The organism is Thioalkalivibrio versutus (genome assembly GCF_001020955.1).
GTDB lineage: Bacteria > Pseudomonadota > Gammaproteobacteria > Ectothiorhodospirales > Ectothiorhodospiraceae > Thioalkalivibrio > Thioalkalivibrio versutus.
On the sequence record NZ_CP011367.1, the window covers coordinates 589,868 to 608,856 of the forward strand.

General features: G+C 62.5%; 16 protein-coding genes and 1 pseudogene. 7 read left to right on the plus strand and 10 right to left on the minus strand.

Annotated elements, in window-relative coordinates:
- The first annotated feature begins 487 nt into the window (after positions 1–487).
- Both TVD_RS02850 and TVD_RS02855 read left to right on the plus strand, forming a co-directional pair.
- Positions 488–1,090, plus strand: a complete 603-nt coding sequence (locus tag TVD_RS02850; protein ID WP_019568976.1) for a PEP-CTERM sorting domain-containing protein — start codon at positions 488–490, stop codon at positions 1,088–1,090.
- 813 nt (positions 1,091–1,903) lie between these two features.
- Entirely contained in the window at positions 1,904–2,290 is a 387-nt protein-coding gene (locus TVD_RS02855; RefSeq protein ID WP_018950655.1) for a cupin domain-containing protein, read from the plus strand.
- A 64-nt stretch (positions 2,291–2,354) separates the two neighbouring features.
- On the opposite strand, the gene TVD_RS02860 is transcribed toward TVD_RS02855, so the two are convergent.
- Both TVD_RS02860 and TVD_RS13925 read right to left on the minus strand, forming a co-directional pair.
- Positions 2,355–2,552, minus strand: coding sequence for a hypothetical protein (locus TVD_RS02860; protein ID WP_019563683.1), 198 nt, complete (start codon positions 2,550–2,552; stop codon positions 2,355–2,357).
- Between the two features lie 255 nt (positions 2,553–2,807).
- Complete coding sequence (locus tag TVD_RS13925; protein WP_081620927.1) at positions 2,808–3,251, minus strand: GNAT family N-acetyltransferase; 444 nt, start codon at positions 3,249–3,251, stop codon at positions 2,808–2,810.
- Between the two features lie 289 nt (positions 3,252–3,540).
- Between TVD_RS13925 and TVD_RS02865 the strand changes: the two genes are divergently transcribed.
- Together TVD_RS02865 and TVD_RS14825 are read left to right on the plus strand one after the other, a co-directional pair.
- A complete protein-coding gene (locus TVD_RS02865; RefSeq protein WP_047250764.1) occupies positions 3,541–3,885 on the plus strand; it encodes a PilZ domain-containing protein in 345 nt (114 codons plus the stop codon).
- A gap of 266 nt (positions 3,886–4,151) precedes the next feature.
- A pseudogene (locus TVD_RS14825) lies at positions 4,152–4,244 on the plus strand (Txe/YoeB family addiction module toxin); the annotation flags it as partial.
- 301 nt (positions 4,245–4,545) lie between these two features.
- Here TVD_RS14825 and TVD_RS02870 read toward each other — a convergent pair.
- From TVD_RS02870 to corA, 6 genes are all read right to left on the minus strand, one after another.
- On the minus strand, positions 4,546–5,739 hold the full coding sequence (locus tag TVD_RS02870) for a diguanylate cyclase domain-containing protein (protein WP_047250765.1): 1,194 nt from the start codon (positions 5,737–5,739) through the stop codon (positions 4,546–4,548).
- 829 nt (positions 5,740–6,568) lie between these two features.
- A complete protein-coding gene (locus TVD_RS14510) occupies positions 6,569–7,051 on the minus strand; it encodes a hypothetical protein (RefSeq protein WP_156167489.1) in 483 nt (160 codons plus the stop codon).
- A 106-nt stretch (positions 7,052–7,157) separates the two neighbouring features.
- Positions 7,158–8,075, minus strand: a complete 918-nt coding sequence (locus TVD_RS14515) for an EexN family lipoprotein (RefSeq protein ID WP_156167491.1) — start codon at positions 8,073–8,075, stop codon at positions 7,158–7,160.
- Positions 8,076–8,264: 189 nt separating this feature from the next.
- Positions 8,265–9,644 carry a hypothetical protein gene (locus TVD_RS02875; protein ID WP_156167493.1) on the minus strand — a complete coding sequence of 460 codons (1,380 nt, stop codon included), beginning with the start codon at positions 9,642–9,644 and terminating at the stop codon, positions 8,265–8,267.
- Between the two features lie 288 nt (positions 9,645–9,932).
- Complete coding sequence (locus tag TVD_RS02880; RefSeq protein ID WP_047250767.1) at positions 9,933–13,442, minus strand: class I SAM-dependent DNA methyltransferase; 3,510 nt, start codon at positions 13,440–13,442, stop codon at positions 9,933–9,935.
- A 632-nt stretch (positions 13,443–14,074) separates the two neighbouring features.
- On the minus strand, positions 14,075–15,157 hold the full coding sequence (corA, locus tag TVD_RS02885) for a magnesium/cobalt transporter CorA (RefSeq protein WP_047250768.1): 1,083 nt from the start codon (positions 15,155–15,157) through the stop codon (positions 14,075–14,077).
- 140 nt (positions 15,158–15,297) lie between these two features.
- Between corA and TVD_RS02890 the strand changes: the two genes are divergently transcribed.
- Positions 15,298–15,783: a universal stress protein gene (locus TVD_RS02890; protein ID WP_018146349.1), complete on the plus strand. Its 486-nt coding sequence runs from the start codon at positions 15,298–15,300 to the stop codon at positions 15,781–15,783.
- 22 nt (positions 15,784–15,805) lie between these two features.
- Complete coding sequence (locus tag TVD_RS02895; RefSeq protein WP_047250769.1) at positions 15,806–16,060, plus strand: Smr/MutS family protein; 255 nt, start codon at positions 15,806–15,808, stop codon at positions 16,058–16,060.
- Between the two features lie 657 nt (positions 16,061–16,717).
- Here the strand turns inward: TVD_RS02895 and TVD_RS02900 are convergent.
- Together TVD_RS02900 and TVD_RS02905 are read right to left on the minus strand one after the other, a co-directional pair.
- Entirely contained in the window at positions 16,718–17,671 is a 954-nt protein-coding gene (locus TVD_RS02900; RefSeq protein WP_047250770.1) for a patatin-like phospholipase family protein, read from the minus strand.
- Between the two features lie 281 nt (positions 17,672–17,952).
- Positions 17,953–18,390, minus strand: coding sequence for a hypothetical protein (locus TVD_RS02905; RefSeq protein WP_047250771.1), 438 nt, complete (start codon positions 18,388–18,390; stop codon positions 17,953–17,955).
- A gap of 115 nt (positions 18,391–18,505) precedes the next feature.
- On the opposite strand from TVD_RS02905, the gene TVD_RS02910 reads away from it, so the two are divergent.
- Positions 18,506–18,982 carry a YbhB/YbcL family Raf kinase inhibitor-like protein gene (locus tag TVD_RS02910; RefSeq protein WP_047250772.1) on the plus strand — a complete coding sequence of 159 codons (477 nt, stop codon included), beginning with the start codon at positions 18,506–18,508 and terminating at the stop codon, positions 18,980–18,982.
- Positions 18,983–18,989 lie beyond the last annotated feature (7 nt).

The following is an 18,989-nucleotide window of genomic DNA, read 5'->3' on the forward strand; positions in this document are numbered from 1 at the left end:
GATGGCTTCATTGCGCGGCCTCGCAGAGGCCGCGGCAATCCGTCGAGGCAGCCCGAGGCCTTACCGGTCGCCTTCGCGGTGCCGGAGCGGGATCCTCTCTCAGAGTAGGAGCCCATTTATGGGCCGCAATGCGCCGTTTAACGCCCTCAAACAGCCCTTGGGGTTCAGAAAGCCCCGTTAACACGCCTAGTTACCGTGGCCCAACCCCGTCGATGTGACCTGGTCGAGGTCCTTCACCCGTGCACGCGTCAGAACCCTTTACACCCGATGATCGCGTTTGCGACCGCCCCCCGTCGGGTGCGCGTAACCTACGGTTTTCCAACGTCAATATAGAGCGGAATCCAGCGGGCATGGATGTTGCTGATTCGTGGGTGAGCGCAGACCCCAAATCCCAAACCTCAACCTGCCTGCGCAGACCCACGAGGTAACGACCATGACTACAAAGACTGTACGGGGCGGAACCCTCGCCCTTCTGCTCGCGGGAGGCATGATTGCCGCCGGATCGGCCTCCGCCAGCGTCATCAACTGCTCCGATCTCGACGGCAACCTGGGCGACAAGGTCACCCCCAACCAGGGCTGCCAGGTCCTGGAGCCGCTTGACGGCAACGTGAATACCAGCCTCACAGTCGTCAACAATGCCGAATTCTTCGGCTACTCGGACTGGCTGTTCGACGGCAAGTACGAGGACACCAACGGCAACCTGATCAACGACCCCGATGATCCGGCAACCATCGTGAGCTTCAACGGCGATGCCCAGAGCGGGACCTGGGAGCTGGTGGTTCTCGACTTCTGGAGCAATTTCGAGAACCTGATGTTCGCGTTCAAGGATGGCGCCGACACCAACATCGTGGCCTACGACATGCTGAACGGCGCCCTGGGCGGGGCCTACGCCACCCCGTTGACCGCCCCCCCGTTCGATTTGTCGGGCGCGGGCGAGGATCGCGACATCTCGCACATCTCGGTGTTCTACCGTAACGGGCCTACCAAAGTACCGACCCCCGGCTCGCTGCTCCTGGTCGGTATCGGCCTCGTGATGCTCGGCTGGGCCCTGCGCCGGCGCAAGGACCCCGCCCCGGCCGCGACGGCGTAAGCCACCGCAGCACCCTGTCCCAACGGGCCCCGGAAGCGATTCCGGGGCCTTTCCTCTGCGCCCGGCGCACATTCGCCTCCGGCGGGAGGGGTGCCGGTTTCCCCGCGGCACAAGGTTGTGCCGCCAGATCCGCCCGCCGCAGGTGGTTGAGCCTGATGCAGGCTGCAAAGCCCCCTTGCTATCGCAAAGGCAATCAAACCGGTGCAGTGCAGCGTGCGCTGCAAATGCCAGGATTCCATCACTGTCGTCCGCCCCATCATGGATGACACTGTCTGGTCATCCCGGAAACCGCGCAGCCGTTATCCGGGATCCCCGCGGTTGGGGGTGGAATCGGTGTCCGAGTGTTTCCCGAGCTGGGAGATCCCGGCTCTACGCTTCGCTACGGCCGGGATGACCGGAGTGGGGCGTGTAAACGTAGGCGTCCTCTTTGAGGGCTGATTCCCGAAGCGCCGTCATTGCGAGGCCTCGCAGAGGCCGCGGCAATCCGTCGGAGCGGCCCGAGACTCTACCGGTCCCCTTCGCGGTGCCGGGGCGGGATCCTCTCTCAGAGTAAGAGCCCATTTGTGGGCCGGAATACGCCTAGTTACCGTGGTCCGACCCCGTCATGCGGGTCAATGCAGCCTTTCCCTCCTGGGGTGTCACACCCGCGTAAACTCCTGCCACAGCCCCGGCTGCGGCCGATGTCTATGCGCGCGTGCTCCGGTGCACACTCCGACGCCCCCGTCTTGCACCCTCGGTACCACGGTCTAAGATTCAAAACAGACCATTCGGTCTGAACGGCACTCCCGTGGTGGGACGGGAAGGAGGTTGATCATGCACATCGCGCGGTCCGAGGTACCCGAGGTATTCAGTGCGCCGGGCGCTGTGGCCCGCCAGGTCCTGGCGTTCGGGGATGCGTCCGGCTACACGCAGATGACCGGGGAATATTTCTCGCTCGAGACGGGGACTGACATCACCCCGTTGCTCCGGGGCCTGAAGGAGGATCTTTGCCAGTCACCCCACTGGGGCTACATGATCCAGGGTCGGCTCATCATGACGTACCGGGATGGCAGCGAGGAAACCGTCAGCGCCGGGGATTTGTTCTACTGGCCGCCAGGGCACACTCTCCGGGTCGAAGAGGACGCGGAAATCATCCTCTTCAGCCCGCAGCACGAGCACTGCGAGACCCTGAACCACCTGAAAAAGCAACTCGACAGCTAACCGCCAACGCCCGCAAAGCCCCGGGGCAGGACGTCCCCCGCCCCGGGGCCAGCAGCCGAGCCGGTTACAGGCTGCGCACGATCCGCTCACTCCCGGATCGCAGCGATGCCACGACCTGATGCGTCTGCTCGGGATCTTTCGGGCGGGCCACCACGGCCCAGCCTCCATGCTCCAGCGTACGGCCGGCCACCTCGATGACATGTCCCTGGTCCAGCCGGATCGCCAGCGCTGCGCCCGCCATGAGGCCGAGCAGCGCGCCCACACCGATTGTTTACCGTGGTCCGACCTGGTCATGTTTCTCCGAGGGCCGAAGACGAGGACTAGACTCCGTAGACACGGGAGCAAAGCGCAACGGCTGACTCCAGTGATCTGATCTAGCGTTCGAACGAAAAACGGGGCCGTCTTGGCCCCGAAAAATCGGCGTCACATTATGACGCTCAGCCTATTCTCATTGCGTTACCGTGGTCCGACCCCGTCATGAGTTCGCAGGTCCGCAGGGCCGAACTGCTTTGCTTGGCTATGCGCTGTACGTGTAGACATACCATGCGCTCTTTTTTGTATTAAGGGAGTCGTAAAGTTTTTGAGCCGGATGATTGTCTTGGGCTGTAAGCCATTGAAGTCTTGCTGCACCCTTTTCCCGGGCGAACTCCAGGCAATGATTGATCAGCTGCTTGCCTATCCCGTTTCCTCTATGGGCTGGCAATGTATAAAGGTCGCTCATAACGCCGACCCGAGCTGGAATGCTGGATACATACGTAAAATATACAGTAGCAAAAGCCACGGCGTCTCCGGCTTTGCTCCTGAAAAGGAAAATGCAGCCATTATTTCCATTTTCGCTGAACTGAGAGAAGAACACTCGATTCTTCTCATCATCAATTTCCTGAACCTTGTAGAACTCCTGGTATTTTCTAATCAGCGGGAGTGCTTCTTCGATGTTCTTACTTGACACTGCTTCTATCACTTGACGAGTCCTCTAAAAGCATAACGCCAACAGCACGCGCGGCTTCGGAATGGAGGCGAAGACGCGCGGGACTTCGGGGTCAGACCTTGCCTCTTGCCCTTTTGTGGATCGGCGGGCACGCTAACAACAGGGCGCGGCGGCACCGGACGAGGGTTGTCGACTGGCGCCATGACGAGGTTGAGCCCGAGCCCGGTCGAGGCCTTCCTCAACGCTGCTATCACCATGCGCTACATTGGGCAGAGCGACAAGAGAATGCCGGGGTCGTCGGGACCAAGGCGGGAGTCTGAGAATGGAACTTCGCGAAGGGCGCCGCAGGGCCGTCCGTATGACAGCGGTTGTGGAGGGTCTTTCCGGCGACACCGAATATCGGACAAGTGGACGAGTGCGAGATGTCAGCCTTAGCGGGCTATATGTGGAGCTTCCCGACTCAGGTCTATCCAGGAATACAAGACTGCGACTGATCGTGAGCCCGGAGGAGTGGGGGGGTGACCGGGCCCATGTCTGGCATTGCATCGTGATGCGACTGGATGACCAAGGCGCGGGAGCGATGTTCGAGCCCGACCATCCGTCTGCGGTTGATGGCTTGCTGGATCTGATGCGCGAGAGCATCGGGCTTCCACCCGATGCGCGCTAGCCTGCGTCCTTCCGCGAGCCTATACCCGCGATCGGGTTGTTCCTTCGCCTTGGCAGGGGCGCGACGTCAGGCTGCCCCCCCGTTCCACGGTTTCCCGATGTTACTGCGTCAACGGTGGGGCGTGTAAACATAGGTCTCCTCTATATGAGGGTTGATTGCCGAAGCGCGGTGATTGGGGGGGGCCTGGAAGAGGCCGTTGCAATCGGCTGGAGCGGCACGGTTGCCGATCGACTGTCATGGCCACAGAAGGTAAGGATTGATCCCCGAGGCACCCCTCCGCCAGGGACCGCCTGATCTACTGCTTCGACGATCACGCGATCTACATCTTCGCCATCGGCGGCCACTACGACAGGCTCTGAACCTCTGACGTCCCGTATCGTGGGAGCCGTACGGTCGCTGGCGCGAAAGGCCATATCGAGCCCAAAAATGGCCATATAAGGCCCTAATCCAGCGTTCCAGCACCTTAAAGTATCTTTATTCCAATCGGTTACCGTGGTCCGACCCCGTCACGTGGTCAGAGTTTGAGCGCACGCAAGCCCGGCCCACCGTCATTGCGAGGCCTCGCAGAGGCCGCGGCAATCGGCCGGACTGGCCCGAGACCTTGTTGGTAGCATTCGCGGTGCCGGATCGGATCGGAAAGGTGGTGTCCTCTTTCTCCGGCTACGTCCCGCGCCCCGCCTTGAGACCATACATCGCGCGGTCGGCTCGCCCCAGCAGTTCGTCTGGATCGCCGTCTCCCGGGCCGGAGGCCCAGCCCAGAGTCATCGCCAGCGTGACCTCGCCCGCAGCAAGCCGGACCGGCCGGGACACCGCCGCCTGCAGCCGCTTCCCCTCGGCTTCGGTTGAGTGCTCGCCAAACAGCAGCACCGCAAACTCGTCACCCCCGACCCGGGCCACACACGCCGGTTCGCTAAGTGCCTCCTCCAGCCGGCGTGCGACGACTCCCAGCAGCTCGTCACCCGCCGCGTGTCCGAACCGATCGTTCACCGGCTTGAACTGGTCGAGATCGATGAAGCCTACGGAGAACGCTTCGCCGGTACGTTGGGACCAGGCGATTGCGTCCTGCAGCCGCTTATAGAAAGCACGCCGGTTGGGTAGACCGGTCAGCGGGTCGTGGCTAGCCTCGTGCTGCAGCTGGCGTCCGGCCTCGTCGAGCTGTGACGCCTGCTCGCGCAAGTCATGGTGCATGGTCACCAGGGTCCGCCGGGTGAGCAGAATCAGAGCCAACGCGAACACCACGCCGCCCCCACCGAACACCAGCATGAAGCGCTGCGTGTGCGCCCCGACTTCGCCTGCGCGCTCGGCTGCGGCTTCCATCTGGGCGCGTTCATGTGCTCGCAACGCCTCGATGGAGCTGTCGAACTCCCGATCCAGATCAAACAGACGCTCGCTCAGGATCGCCATTGCCGGCTCGAGCTCCTCGCGGGCCGCCAGGTCCACCACCTGGTCCTGCAGCCTCACGATCTCCGGGATCAGGGCATCCTGTTCCTCGAGTCTTGCCCGCGCCGCATCCTCGGTCACGTGCTCATTGAGGGCCGCGCGCACCTCGCCGACCCGGTTCCCCCAGCGGTGGTACGCCATCATCAGGTCATCACGCTCGAAGGGGTCGTCGGTGATGACCTGATTCACCATGGTCTGGTGGCGATTGTAGGCGGCCTCCAGCAGATCGGACGCCAGCTGGATGCGCTGTCCTCGCTCCTCCGTGATGTGACGCAGCTCGTCCAGCAGGCGCTGGTTCTGCCACAGGCTGTTGCCCACAATCACAATCATGCCCGCCAGCAGGACCACGAAAGCGACCGTGATGGCGTTCAACAACCGCCCGCTGATCCGCTGCACCTTTTGCGAGAACTGCATCGACTACTCCTTCCAAGGGGCGAGCATGGGGAGCCACCGTCCCATGGGCCAAGCGCCCCGCACTGTCGCGGGGACTCCGGATAGTATCGGATCAAGCCGTGTTTTCTTACTCGAATATGAGGCGGAGGGCCAAAGCAGCGTCTGTCCCGTCATCCCCGCCGTCATTGCGAGGCCTCGAAGAGGCCGCGGCAATCCGTCGGAGCGGCCCGAGACTCTACCGATCCCCTTTGCGGTGCCGGAGTGGGATCTAATCCCAGAGCAAGAGCCCATTTATGGGCCGGAATGCGCCGTTTAAGGCCCTGGAACAGCCCTTCTGATTCCACAAGCAGTTTAAAGTCCGTCTGTTACCGTGGTCCGACCCTGTCATGTACACAACCCGGTTGTGGATTTCGTTGAGCGACTTCGCCTTCTTCCATCTGTAATGCTTTACAAGTGTTTCGGCAGCGTGATGATAGTAAGTCTGCTTTCTGAGCGACCTATCGCGTTGCCTTAGCGCACTATTTAATAACTCCCAAGCCACAAGGTGGGCGTGAGATGCTGAATTACTTGAAGGGATTTCTTTGATTAATTTCCGTGCAATATTTTCGGTACGCTTTAGATTGTGTTCGTAGATATGGCCGTCTACTTCAAGGTCGATTGTCAGGTTAATGAAGCAAAATACGAATCGTTTAGCTAGAGCCTCTAAGTGGCGCCTAGATTCGCGGTCGATAGATGCGGAATTTACAATCGGCTGTAAAACAGCGCCAATGACAACCCCTGAAAGAGCGCCAATGATTCCAATAACGGGCTCGATGTTCATTTTTTTTACGTCTCCAGTGCAACCCAACACCTAGGCCCCTGCTCGATACAAATGCGGGTGGATTAGAGTGTAGCCGCTAAATGGGGTTCCCGAAATCGTAAGATTAAAAGTAAGGAGGCGCCGGCCCTGTTCGGTTGTGTCGCTGAATTTGCAACTCATAGCCTGATGGATCGTATCAATATTGTGATCGTTTAGAGGCGCTTCATATTCCCAATCGCCTAGCGCGCCAGATTCGAATTCTGCCTCCAGTGACGGTGCAGTATCTTCTTGAAGTTTGTCCACTTCGTCTGGTCTGGTTGGGTCGAGAATGTCCAATTCGAGAACGTACCCTTCATCGTCTTTGTGAGCGGGTATCGCAATTGAACAACTGAAGTAACCGTCGTGCCACTCGGATTTATGCACGCGTACGTGGACGTGGTTGAAGTCAAGCTCAATGTCATGGGGTAATCCTGGCAACTGCTTAGCGTTGAGCGTGCTGGAGGCAGCGGCCTCCCGTCTATATTCATATTTCATATTCCTTCCTCAAGGGTCTGGGTCCGAATTCGCCGCGGTGCGTGCGGCAGTGGGCTTGCCATCGTCATGGCTATACCCATCAAAATAAGGAAATCATCAGGGTGGATCACTTTATCTTGGAAGTGCATGCGCGCCCAAAGTTAAGCTCCTCTCTAGCAAAGGAGCAGGCATGCAAGCACTCTTCCCACTCAGTGTTTCCGTGGATGACCTGGCGAAGAAGGGATGAAGGCCAACTAAGTGAGTCAATATTTTCATTGTTCGAATTCGAGAGCTTTTCCACGCATTCGTTATGAACTGACTGTAACATTGTCCGATCTTCTCTGTACTGGATAAATGCAGCGCTCTGGCGTTCTTTATAACTCTCGTAATAGGCGTCCCTGATCCCTCGTTGCAACTCGCACATCATTTTATTGTGATTTATTCCTTCGCAGTACTTCTTATAATATTCAGAAATGTGGAGCGGAGCGGCATAGCCTCCGTTCGATACAGATTGCCAACTCCACGTCTTCATTAGCTGTTTTGTGAATGAACGTCGTTTCTCTCTCTCTATTTCATCGAATGCTTTCTCGCAAGGTTCTATGCCTTCGCAGTCATAGGAGTAAAAGTCTGGGTAGGGCATACCTCTAAACCGAGCAAGTTCTTGGTCAAACATCTTCTGATCGAGCCGCTTGTTTTCCTGGCGTAATGCCGCGCGGTTTTGGCGTTCCTCGCGACGCTGAGCGCCCTCGTAATTTTGAGTGGCTCTATACGCATTTGAGCAGTTTTCGGTTATTTCGTGAGATTCGCCAATGCAGTTATTTATCATTTCATAAGCGCTCTCTATATCCTCCTCCCATTGCTCTACGCTCTTGGTGCATCCCGATAGCATCTGCACGAGCGTCGCGGTTATGGCAATGAAGACGAATCTCTTGATGTAGCCACCCAATAGGCTTTCCCGCAATTCAGGTGCATTGCGGGAGGATTTTCGGTTGACTGATAGAAGGCTTCTCACCTTGGGACTTATCGTGACGTCGGTGGCTTCCATTTATAAACTCCATACTTAATAAAATGTGGGGCCCTTCGGGGCCTGCATTGTTCCGAGTCGTGGCGCGGAGTACCGTTCGGGGCGGGCCTGTGTGGGCAGGCCTTGTCCTCTCGCCCGCCAAGGGGGGCGACGCGTCCTTCATATACAGAAAGCCTCGTTATTGCAGGTCGTTACCGTGGTTCAACCCCGTCATGCGCTGTCATAGCTTTCGCTGGCGGACTGAGCTACCCAGTACCGGGCGACTTCTCGGGTGATTGCTACGGTTTGTCGGAAGCGCGGCTGGAATTGTTGTGCGGCATATGGGTCAACCGGCGGTGATTGCCCCGGTCGCGGATTACCTGCGTGGACCGACGGGTCCCTCATTTCCTTCGTGATTAAGTTCGTTAGTGTGGCCCGGTTCAGTCCTCCATTCGGCCCGCGTGCCTGAAGGGCATCGGCTTCTCCACCTATGGCAGTGGTATAGCACTGTCCCAGTACCGCATCCGGCATGGCTTCCAATAGGGGTTGAAGACCACCCTTTTCCAGTTGCGTGTGCATCGCATGCTCAAGTACCTGGAAATATCCAAAAGCCTGAGCGTGGGGACGGTCGCCATTCAGTCCTGCCAGGAAATAGGACATTGCGGTCCCGGAGTACAGGCTTTCCTGGCGAACAGCTTCGTGGGGAATCGGTGTATCGAGCGGAACTGGCTGGACATAGTGTTTCAGGCGGCGAGGATCGTTGAGAATGGTTTCGATGCCGTCCCGATCTCCGTCGTGACCTAGGCCTAGCAGTATCTCCTCAAGCGCTCTCACCTCGCGGTAGCTGAGCAGAGTGACGTCGGTGGTCACCGGCTGGTACGTGAATACTTCGTCCCTGAAGTGGATGTTGTCACGGAGAGGATGGTCGGAGGGAACGAGGCTGAGTAGCGATTCGGCCGTTGCATTGAGCGATTCTGGCGTGGGTTGCACGTCCTTTGGGACGAGGCGACTGTATCGTTCTTCCATCAGGCTCGATGCGCTGGAGCCACTTTCGGTTCGGTACTTGTCGGGTAGCAAATCGAACCTGTAGCAGGCGATAACCCAGCTTTGGAGCAGCCCACCCACAGCCCGCTCGTACTGATCGAATCGTGCGTCCAGGAGGGTGCGGCCTGAAGCCGTTTCTTCGGCATTGGCCCAGAAGGGCCCAGGGTCCCGCTCTTCCGGGTCGCAATGCATTGGGTCATGAACCCAAGTGTGGCCCCCATCGCAGTGGATGTATTGGCCGTCTCGGTCCGGCTCAAAATCCGGGCTATTGCCGCGCGCATTAAGCCGCGATTCCGGATGCGTTTCATTCCAACGGAACAGATAGGCGTCTGCGCGGCTGAAGATGAACTTGTGCCGCTCGGCAGGAGATTTCAGTTCGATGTTGTCGAGCGGAGCAAACAGGTACAGCGCCTTTGGTAGTTCAGGGTATGCGTAGTACGCCTGGCGGGTTAGTACGGGGCGCCGGCTACCTAAGTGCGGAGCCACGACGCCGAAGGCGTCAAGACCATGGAAGAAAATCAGGCGTTCAAGGTCATCCGCGGCGTTCAGCGGGATTCGGTATAACACTCGGTTCTCAGCAACACGCAAGGGCATAGGTTTGAGGCAAGGTTATCGATTGAGAAAAGGTGGGTTTTCCGTTGTGCGGAGGATCGTTCGGCTACGCCAAGCGGAGGTCTTCAAGTGCGAAATTATAAATGTGTCCGTCAAACGAAACGGAGACCTTGTGGCCGCTTTCGTCGGTCCTGACTTTCCAGATTTGGCCGATTCGTTTATGCATGGGGGAGTTGGGTTTATTGACGATTACATCCTCGTCCAAGATGGCATCGGCTAGTCGTAGCGGTTGTCGGGATGTGGTCATGTCAGGCGCCAATGGTCGTTGTCCGTGGTGGCCTGGCCGAGGATTTGGAGAGCGGCCAAGACCTGGGTGATCGAGTTCGTTGGTTTCCGTTTGAAGTGGGTGGCCAGGGCTTCTGGGGTCTGGGGGCCGATGGCGAGGAGGCGGCGGACGGCTTCGACCTGGTCGGGCATGGATTTGGGCCAGGTGGGCTTTTTGGCCGGTTCGGTCGGGGTCTCGGCGGCGGCCTCGGGTTTGGCTTCCAGTGTGGCGGTGGTCTGGGTGGCTTCGGGGGCCTGGTAGTCGGGACGCAGCCAGCGGATGTGGCCCTGGGCTTCTTCGGCGGCGCGTTCGGCGTTGAGCGCGACCAGGCGGCTGAGGAGTTCTTCTTCGGCTTCGGCCTGGTCGGCGGGTTTGTCCGGCAACGGGGTGGTGGCGCCCGGGCGGCCGACGAGGCGGTCGGCGAGGTCCTTCCAGCCGTAGGCGTCGAAGACGGCGCGGTCGAGGTTGTCGTGCAGTTCGCGCAGCAGGGAGACGAGGCCCTGTTCGTGGATGGTGCGTTCCTTCTCGGTCAGCGGTTCTTCGGCGCGCAGTTTTTCCAGCACGTTGTACATGCCGGTGAGGGCGAGGTCCGGGTGTTCGGCCTGGCGTGCCTTGCGATGGGCGTCGATACGTTTGGCGAGGTCGCCGATGGTGGCGGCCTGCTGGTCGTCGAGTTCCGGGAAGGGGAAGGTCTCGAAGCAGCGGGTCTTCACGTAGACCGGGTCGTTACCCACACCCAACCGGCTGCCCGTGGCGAAGGACCACGAAACATGCAGACGGCTGCTCAATATGCCGTGGTGTGGTGCCGATTGAAGGGCAATGTTGATCAGCTTGTTGTCGGGCAGGATGTCCGCGTCGAGGAACTGGAACAGGCGATGCTTGGTAGTCTCGACAGTGGCGATGTAGCGGGGAAGCCCGGCGGCCATACTGCGCCAATCCCTTCGTGCTTCTCCGAAGAGCCACCAGTAGTCTCGGTAAGTGGCTCGTTTGTTTTGGTCGCGCTCGGGTTTTACACGTTGGAGCACCCACTGATAGATCGCCGGGAATTGGTCCCTTACCTCGTCGGAAGTGAGTCCGAACAGGTCGGTGACCCTGACGCCGCGCGGCCTCTGGGTGAGGTCCCGTCCGTTGCGGTACTCGCGAATGACGCGGGCGGTTTCGGGTGTTTTGCCCAAACCGAGTTCTGCTGCCTCGTCCGGCGTCACGATGAAGCCGGCGCCGTGCAGTTTTACGCCGGGGCTGCTGATTCCCTGATTGGCTTGCAGGGTGATGGCACCTGCTACGTTGGCGCCGATGGTGAGGTCCGAGAATAGCTTCCCCGGCCTGTGGCTCAGTTCCACGGTGCGTGCGTCGTCGCCGGCGTCGCGTTCGTTGACAACATGGCGCAGGGTGCCGGGCTGGTCTCCGGGTACGCCGACGGTCATGGCGATACGCACGGCGGCGCCGTCGGTGCTGTCCACCCACGGGTGGTCGGGGATGGCGAAGGCGAGCGACAGGGGTTTCTTGCTGTCGTTCAGGTGCGGTTCGAGCACCCGGCGGTTGAAGGTCTGGCGGAGGCTGTTGGTGGTGATGAAGCCGAAGCGCCGGGCCTCGCCCTTGCGTACTTTCTCGGCGGCGATGTGCCACCAGTACATGACGAAGTCGGCGGAGTCCGGGACGATGCCCTTGAAGACCTTGCGCACGGCGTCCACGTAGCCATCCCCCAGTGCGCGGCGCATGGTGGCGGCGCCGATAAACGGCGGGTTACCAACGATGAAGTCCGCTTCGGGCCATTCGGCGCGGCGCGGGTTGCTGTAGTGGTAGACGGGGGTGCGGCCGCTTTCGTCGGGGATGAGTTCGCCGGTGACGGGGCTTTTCTTGTAGCTGATGCCGTCCCAGATGGTGACGGGGTGGCCGTGCTCGTCGCGCATGGGTTCGCGGGCATCAAAGTCGATCAGCGCGTCGCGGCATTCGATGTTGTGGAAGTCGCGCAGGATGGGTTCGGGCAGGCTGAGGCGGCCGTGCAGGCGGTAGTGCCATTGCAGGTAGCCGATCCACAGCACGATTTCGGCGATGGCGGCGGCGCGTGGGTTGATCTCCAGCCCGAGGAACTGGTGCGGGTCGACGGTGAGGCCTTCGGTGTCGAAGGTGGCCTGGCCGGCGCTCAGGTCGCGGATGAGGTTGAGCACTTCGCCTTCGAGGCGCTTGAGGTGTTCCAGCGCGACGTAGAGGAAGTTGCCGGAGCCACAGGCGGGGTCGAGCACGCGTGTCTCGCACAACCGGTGGTGGAAGCGGTGCAGCTCGTCCAGGGCCTTGTCGGGCTTGTTCTGTTGCAGCCAGGCCTCGGCGGCGACCTGCACGGTGTTCCATTCGGCGCGCAGGGGCTCGATGAGCGTGGGCATGACCAGGCGTTCCACGTAGGCGCGCGGGGTGTAGTGGGCGCCGAGCTTGTGGCGTTCGCGCGGGTCCAGCGCGCGTTCCAGCAGGGTGCCGAAGATGGCGGGTTCGACGAAGCGCCAGTCCGCCTTGCCGGCCTGGATGAGCAGGCCAATCTGGTTGGCGTTAAGCGGGATGGGGTCGATGTTCTGGAACAGGCCGCCGTTGAAGCGCTGCACCTTGTGCATCAGCTGGCCTTCGTAGCCGCCGGTGTTCATTGTCTCCCACAGGGAGCGCATGGCGTCGGGGAAGTGTTCGGGGTTTTGCTGCAGGCGCTCCAGCAGGGCGGTGAAGCTGCCCTTGGGCAGGAGTTCGACGTCCTCGCTGAACATGGTGAACAGGCAGCGCTTGAGGAAGTGCGCGACGCGCTCCACATCAAAGCCCTGCTGTTCCAGGGATTTGGCGAGTTCGGCCAGGCGCGCGCTGACCTCGCGGGTGACGCGGGCGGCGTGCTTGCTGGCGTCGAGCTGGTCCGGCGCGAGCCATAGGTGGTGCAGGCGCTGCTGGATCTCGGGGTCGCGCAGGTCTTCCAGGCGGATGCGGTGGCGGCTTGGGTCCGGGTAGGGGACGTAGGTGCCGCCGGAGCGGGAGAACTCGGAGTAGAGCTCCAGGCTGCGGCCGACATCGGTGACGACGATGAACGGCGGGCGGCCTTCGTCTTGCGGGAGGGCGCGCACGTACTGGTCGGCCTGGTTCTGCGCGGCGAGCATGGCCTTGTCCCAGCCCTGGGTGTGCAGGCCCTTGCCGGTCTGCTTGGCCTCCAGCACGAAGCAGCCGCGGCGGTAGAGGTCGATGTAGCCGCGGTTCTCGCTGCCGTCCGGGTTGCGGATGGTGACGCGTCGTTCGAACACGTAGGCGTTGTCGGCGGTGTCGTCGCTGGCCGGGTCGGGGTGGGGCAGGTCCAGCAGCTTGCACAGCTCGGTGAGGAAGAGTTGGTAGTTGGCGCGCTCGGAGCCGCCGGTGTCGCGCCAGCGCTCGATGAACGCCTCGACCTGCTCGGGGGCGGCCAGGGGCGTTGGGGTGTCGTGGTCGAAGAACGCGGCGTGGGCCGGGTTGCCCGGGGTGACTTCCATGTGACGAAGGTCCGTTTTCGTTTGGGGGCTACCTTACCGATCCGTGGCGGTGTTGTCGTCTGTGGCTTCGGTTGGAGATCGCCGCGGCCGCGTTGCGGCCTCGCGATGACGGGGTTTGTGGGGTTTGGATGGTGCGGGTGGGGTGGCTGGCGTTGGAGATCCCGGCTCTTCGCTGCGCTGTGGCCGGGATGACAGGGTGTGGCGCGGCGGCCGGGATGACCTGGTGGGGGTGATGGCCGGGAGGATATGGGTTGGGGTTTTGTCGGCGCCTGCCCGCGTCCGGCTTTGGCAGGGGCTTCGCGTGCAGGCACGCTCCCACGGGGGTGACCACGGTTTGTGGCGGTCTGGAAGATGGTGTCATCCCGGAAACCGCGAAGCGGTTATCCGGGATCTCGGGCGTTTGGGGGTTGGGCTGGCGTTGGAGATCCCGGCTCTTCGCTTCGCTACGGCCGGGATGACGAGGGGTGGCGCTGCGGCCGGGATGACGGGGGGTGGGGCTGCGGCCGGGATGACGGGGTGTGGGGCTGCGGCGGGGGTGTTTGGCGAGGCCGGGGAAGACGGTGGAGCGGTAGGCGTGCGGAAGCGGGGCGTGGCCGCATTGCGGCCTCGCGATGACGGGTGGGGTGTGGGGGCTACAGCCAGCCGCGGCGACGGAAGAGGTAGAGCATGACGGCGACGACGGCGAGCATGATGCCGAGCAGGATGGGGTAGCCGTAGTAGGTGTAGAGCTCGGGCATGGACCAGGGGCTGTCGGGGTGTTCGAAGTTCATGCCGTAGATGCCGACGATGAAGGTGAGCGGGATGAAGATGGTGGCGATGATGGTGAGCACGCGCATGACGTCGTTGGAGCGCTGGTTGATGGCGGACATGTAGGCCTCGATCAGGGTGGCCGCCATTTCGCGGTAGGACTCCAGCAGATCCATGATCTGGATGGTGTGGTCGTAGGCGTCGCGCAGGTACGGGAACAGCTCCGGGGTGAAGGGTTCGAGGTCGTCGCGCATGAGGCGGGCGATCACGTCACGCGTGGGCCAGAGCTGGCGGCGCAGGACAAGGAGCTCGCGCCGCAGGATATGGATCTCGTTGAGGGTGTGGCGGTCGGGCTGGTCGAGGACGGTCTCTTCCAGTGTCTCCAGGCGTTCGCTGATGTGTTCCAGCACCGGGAAGGCCTGGTCGATCACGCTGTCCATCAGGGCGTAGGCGAGGTATGCGGCGCCTAGCCGGTTGAAGTTGCGGTTGGCGTTGCGCATCCGTTCGCGGACCGGCCCGAAGGGATCGGCCGCGCCGCTATGGACGCTGATGACGAGGTGGGTGCCCACCACGAACAGGTTGAGCTGGTCGAGTTCGATGTTGCCGTTGTGATGGCGCGGCTGACGCAGGATGGCGACCATTTGCGCGTCGAAGAAGTCCACCTTGGGGCGCTGGCCCTGGTGGCGCACGTCTTCCAGCGCCAGCGGGTGCAGGTCGAAGGCCTCGCCCAGGTCGTGCAATTGGCGCGGACTGGGGGCCCCCTGCAGGTGCAGCCAGACGAATCCGCCGTCGACGGTCTGTACGCCTTCGCGCAGGGTGCGCTGCGGGTCGAGCTCGACGAGCTGTTCGCGATGGTAGTGCCAGGCGGAGACGGTGGCGTCGGCGGCGTGCGGGTGTTCGGTGGCGTGGGCGCCGTGGCCGGGGGCGGCGCCGGGCTTGAGATAGGTCTTTTCGAACAGGCGAGTCATCGCGGTTCCTGTGCGGATTTTCTGCCCAGTATAGGGTGCTGAAAAGTGCTGCGCGCGGGGGGCAACTCTGGCAGTCTGGGCGGCGACTGAACGGCCCGGAAGCGGCTGGGTCCCACGGGGTGAGGAACAAGGAGCGCGGTATGGAACTGAAGACCATGTTGGTGCCGGTGGATGGTTCCGCCAATGCCTGGCGGGCGGTGGAAGTGGCCGCGGATCTGGCGTCCAAGTATCACGCCCGGGTGGTGCTGGTCAGCGTTCTGCTGCAAGGCGAGGTGCCGCCGCATATCCGCCAGCTCTCGGACCTGCCGGACCCGAACGATCCGCCGCTGGCAGCGGGCGGTGCGGCCGTGGGCGCCGCGGTGCCGCCGAAGGTGCTGCGGGATATCGCGAAGAAGCTGATCGAGCAGGCCCACGGATACTTCACCGATCTGGGCGTGACCGACATCGAGCACCATGTGGAAGACGGCTCTCCGGCCAAGGTGATCCTGCAACAGGCCGAGTATCACGACGTGGACATGGTGGTGATGGGCTCGCGCGGCCTTGGGGGCCTGCAGGGGCTGCTCTCCGGGAGTGTCTCGCACAAGGTGCAGCAGCTGGCGCGCTGTATCGTGGTGACGGTGAACTGAGCCTCTACTCGCGGGGTTCGCGATGTCGCGGTTGTCGATCGATCTGCACGAGTGCTGCCGCAATGGCCGCCGGATCGACGCCGAGCTGAACGGCGCGATCGAGGCGGCCTGCGACAAGCGCATCAAGACGGTGGAGATCATCCACGGCAAGGGCAGCGGGCAGCTGAAGAAGCGCGTGCTGCGCTTTCTGCAGCAGCCGGAGGTCAAGGCGCGCTATCACCGCCTGGAGAAGGATTCGAAGAACCACGGGCGGCTGTTCGTGCACTTCAAGCATTGATCCGAGGCCTCCTACAGTTCTTCGGGGTGCTGTCGGCGCGTGCCTGCGTTCGACTTTGGCAGGGGCTTCGCGTGCAAGCACGCTCCCACAGTGATGTTCCCACCGGGGGTAACTAAGGCTTCTGGCGGCCGGGAAGGGGCTGTCATCCCGGAAACCGCAAAGCGGTTATCCGGGATCTCGGGCGTTGGGGCGTGGGCTGGCGTTGGAGATCCCGGCTCTTCGCTGCGCTACGGCCGGGATGACGGGGGTAGGGGCTACGGCCGGGATGAGGGGGTGTGGCGCGGCGGCCGGGATGACCTGGTGGGGGCGATGGCCGGGAGGATATGGGCTGGGGTTCTGTAGGAGCGTGCTTGCACGCGAAGCCCCTGCCCGCGTCCGACTCTGGCAGGGGCATTCGCGTGCAAGCACGCTCCTACAGTGATGTTCCGACCGGGGGCAACTAAGGCTTCTGGCGGCCGGGAAGGTGCTGTCATCCCGGAAACCGCGAAGCGGTTATCCGGGATCTCGGGCGTTGGGGGTGGGCTGGCGTTGGAGATCCCGGCTCTTCGCTGCGCTACGGCCGGGATGACGGGGGGGAGGGGCGCTGGCCGGGATGACGAGGTATGGCGCTACGGGCGGGATGACGGGGTGTGTGGCCGGCGCGGACGTGGGGATGGATCAGCGTCTCCCTAGTTTGCGGTCGGCGAGTTCGTAGCCGAGGTCGATCATCTCGGCGGCGCGGTGGAAGTCGAATATGCCGCAGGCGTTGACCGGGACTTCGATCAGGTGCTCGGGGTTGTAGGCGGCGATGCGAAAGCGCGCGATCGTGCCCTGCATGGCCTCGATGGAGTGGGAAACGATGTCGATCAGGCCCAGCGCGCGGGCTTCCTGTTCGCGGCTCAGGCCGGGGTCGGTCTCGCCCAGGCCCAGCTTGTCCTGCCAGTCCAGCAGCCAGCCGCCGACGCGATCCGGCAGGGCGTCGGTCAGGCGATGGTTGAGGAACCCGCTGTCGGGTTCTTCCCGGTCCGGGTCGGGCGCCTTGGCGCGCTCGGGACGGATCAGCTCTTCGCCGACGCGGCCGTTCAGGCTGACGGCCAGGGTGATGTCGGTGTCGTCGGTCAGGGTCGGGGCGATCGGGACCGGGTTCAGCAGGCCGCCGTCCACCAGCAGCCGGCCCTTGTGGCGCACCGGGGTGAACACGGTGGGGATGGCGATGGAGGCGCGGATGGCGTCGAACAGCGAGCCGGAATTCAGCCAGACTTCGCGTTCGCGCTCGATGTCCGTGGCCACGGCGGTGAACGAGATCGGCAGATCCTCGATGTCCATGTCGCCGAGCATGTCGCGCAGCTTCTCGATCAGGCGGTCACCACGGATCAGCCCGGCACCGCGGAAGGAGAAGTCCAGAAGTCGCCAGACGTCCTGACGGCGCAGGGACTTTACCCAGTCCTCGTAGGCATCCAGTTGCCCGGCGGCGTAGATGCCCCCGACCACCGCCCCCATGGAGGCCCCGGCAATGGAGCGGATGCGGTAATCCGAGTGTTCCTCCAGCCAGCGGATCACGCCGATCTGTGCCAGACCGCGGGCGCCGCCGCTGCCGAGGACCAGGGAGATGGACTGGGGCTTTCGCGTCATGGTTGCCGGTGTGCCTGGGTGGAGTATTGGGAAATCGACGGGCGTGCGCTGCGGTTTTCCGTAGCGTGTCCATCGATTCGGGGAGCTGCCGGATTCGGTTGGCTTCAAGGATATGTTGGGGGTGTGATCGGGTTTTTCCAGCCTGAAGGCCCGGTTCCAGCGAATGGGTCTCACGGTAGGAGCGTGCTTGCACGCGAATGCCCCTGCCCGCGTCCAACTCTGGCAGGGGCTTCGCGTGCAAGCACGCTCCTACCAGGGCGGATGGTATGCGGCGATGCGTGCTATTCGGGGGAACGGCTCGGGTCGAGCAGGTGGTCGTGCAGGGCCTGGGCGGACTCGCCGGCGGGTTCTTCCACCCGCAGCTGCCACACGGCGGAGGGGTGATCCGGCGACCATTCGCTGAAGACTACGAGGCCGGCGTACGGGCCGTGCCCGCGGATGGTGCCCAGCGTCAGGCGGCCGTCCGGGTCGCCGTACAAGTGCACTTCGAACTCGGGGGCGGGCGGCGGCAGCTTCCAGTAACCGTCGCGACCGGTCTCGCGGAAGGCGGCGTCGGAAGGCTCGGCGTCGTCGCCGAAGTGGCGGCGCAGCAGCGGCACCGACAGTCGGTGCGGCAGCCCCAGGACGGTCTCGATGCCCGTGCGGCCATGGTCAACCGCTTGGGCGGCGGACGCCAGCGGATCCCGCCGGCCCAGCCATTTCTTCAGTAGCTTGCGCATGCGCGGATCATCCGTGTGCCATCCGCGGTCTGCAAGCGCCGGGCTTCACGTACTGGCTTGGAGACCGGCGGTCGGCGGCGTTACCGTGCGGGTAGGTAATGCAAAGGAGTACGTCATGGGTTTTGCACTGTCCGAGATGCAGCTGTCGAGTTCCGCCTTTGGCCCTGGTCAGCCGATCCCCAAACGCCACAGCGGCGAGGGTGAGGACACCTCCCCGGCATTGCGGTGGCGGGACGTGCCGCAGGGCGCCCAGTCCCTGGCGGTGATCTGCCATGACCCGGATGCGCCGTTGATCCAGCCGGGCACCTACGGCTTCGTGCACTGGGTGCTGTACAACCTGCCGCCGGATCTGGATGGCCTCCCCGAGGCAACCGATCTGGGCGCGACCGGCCAGACGGACTTCGGTCGCACCGGCTACGGCGGGCCGATGCCGCCCGAGGGCCACGGCAAGCACCACTACTTCTTCTGGCTGCTGGCGCTGGACGCCGACCTGCAGCTCCCGCCCGGCCTGACCCTGTGGCAGTTCCTGGAGCACGCCGAGCCCCACGTGATCGGCATGAACCGCCTGGTGGGCACCTACCAGCGCGACTGAGGCCTTG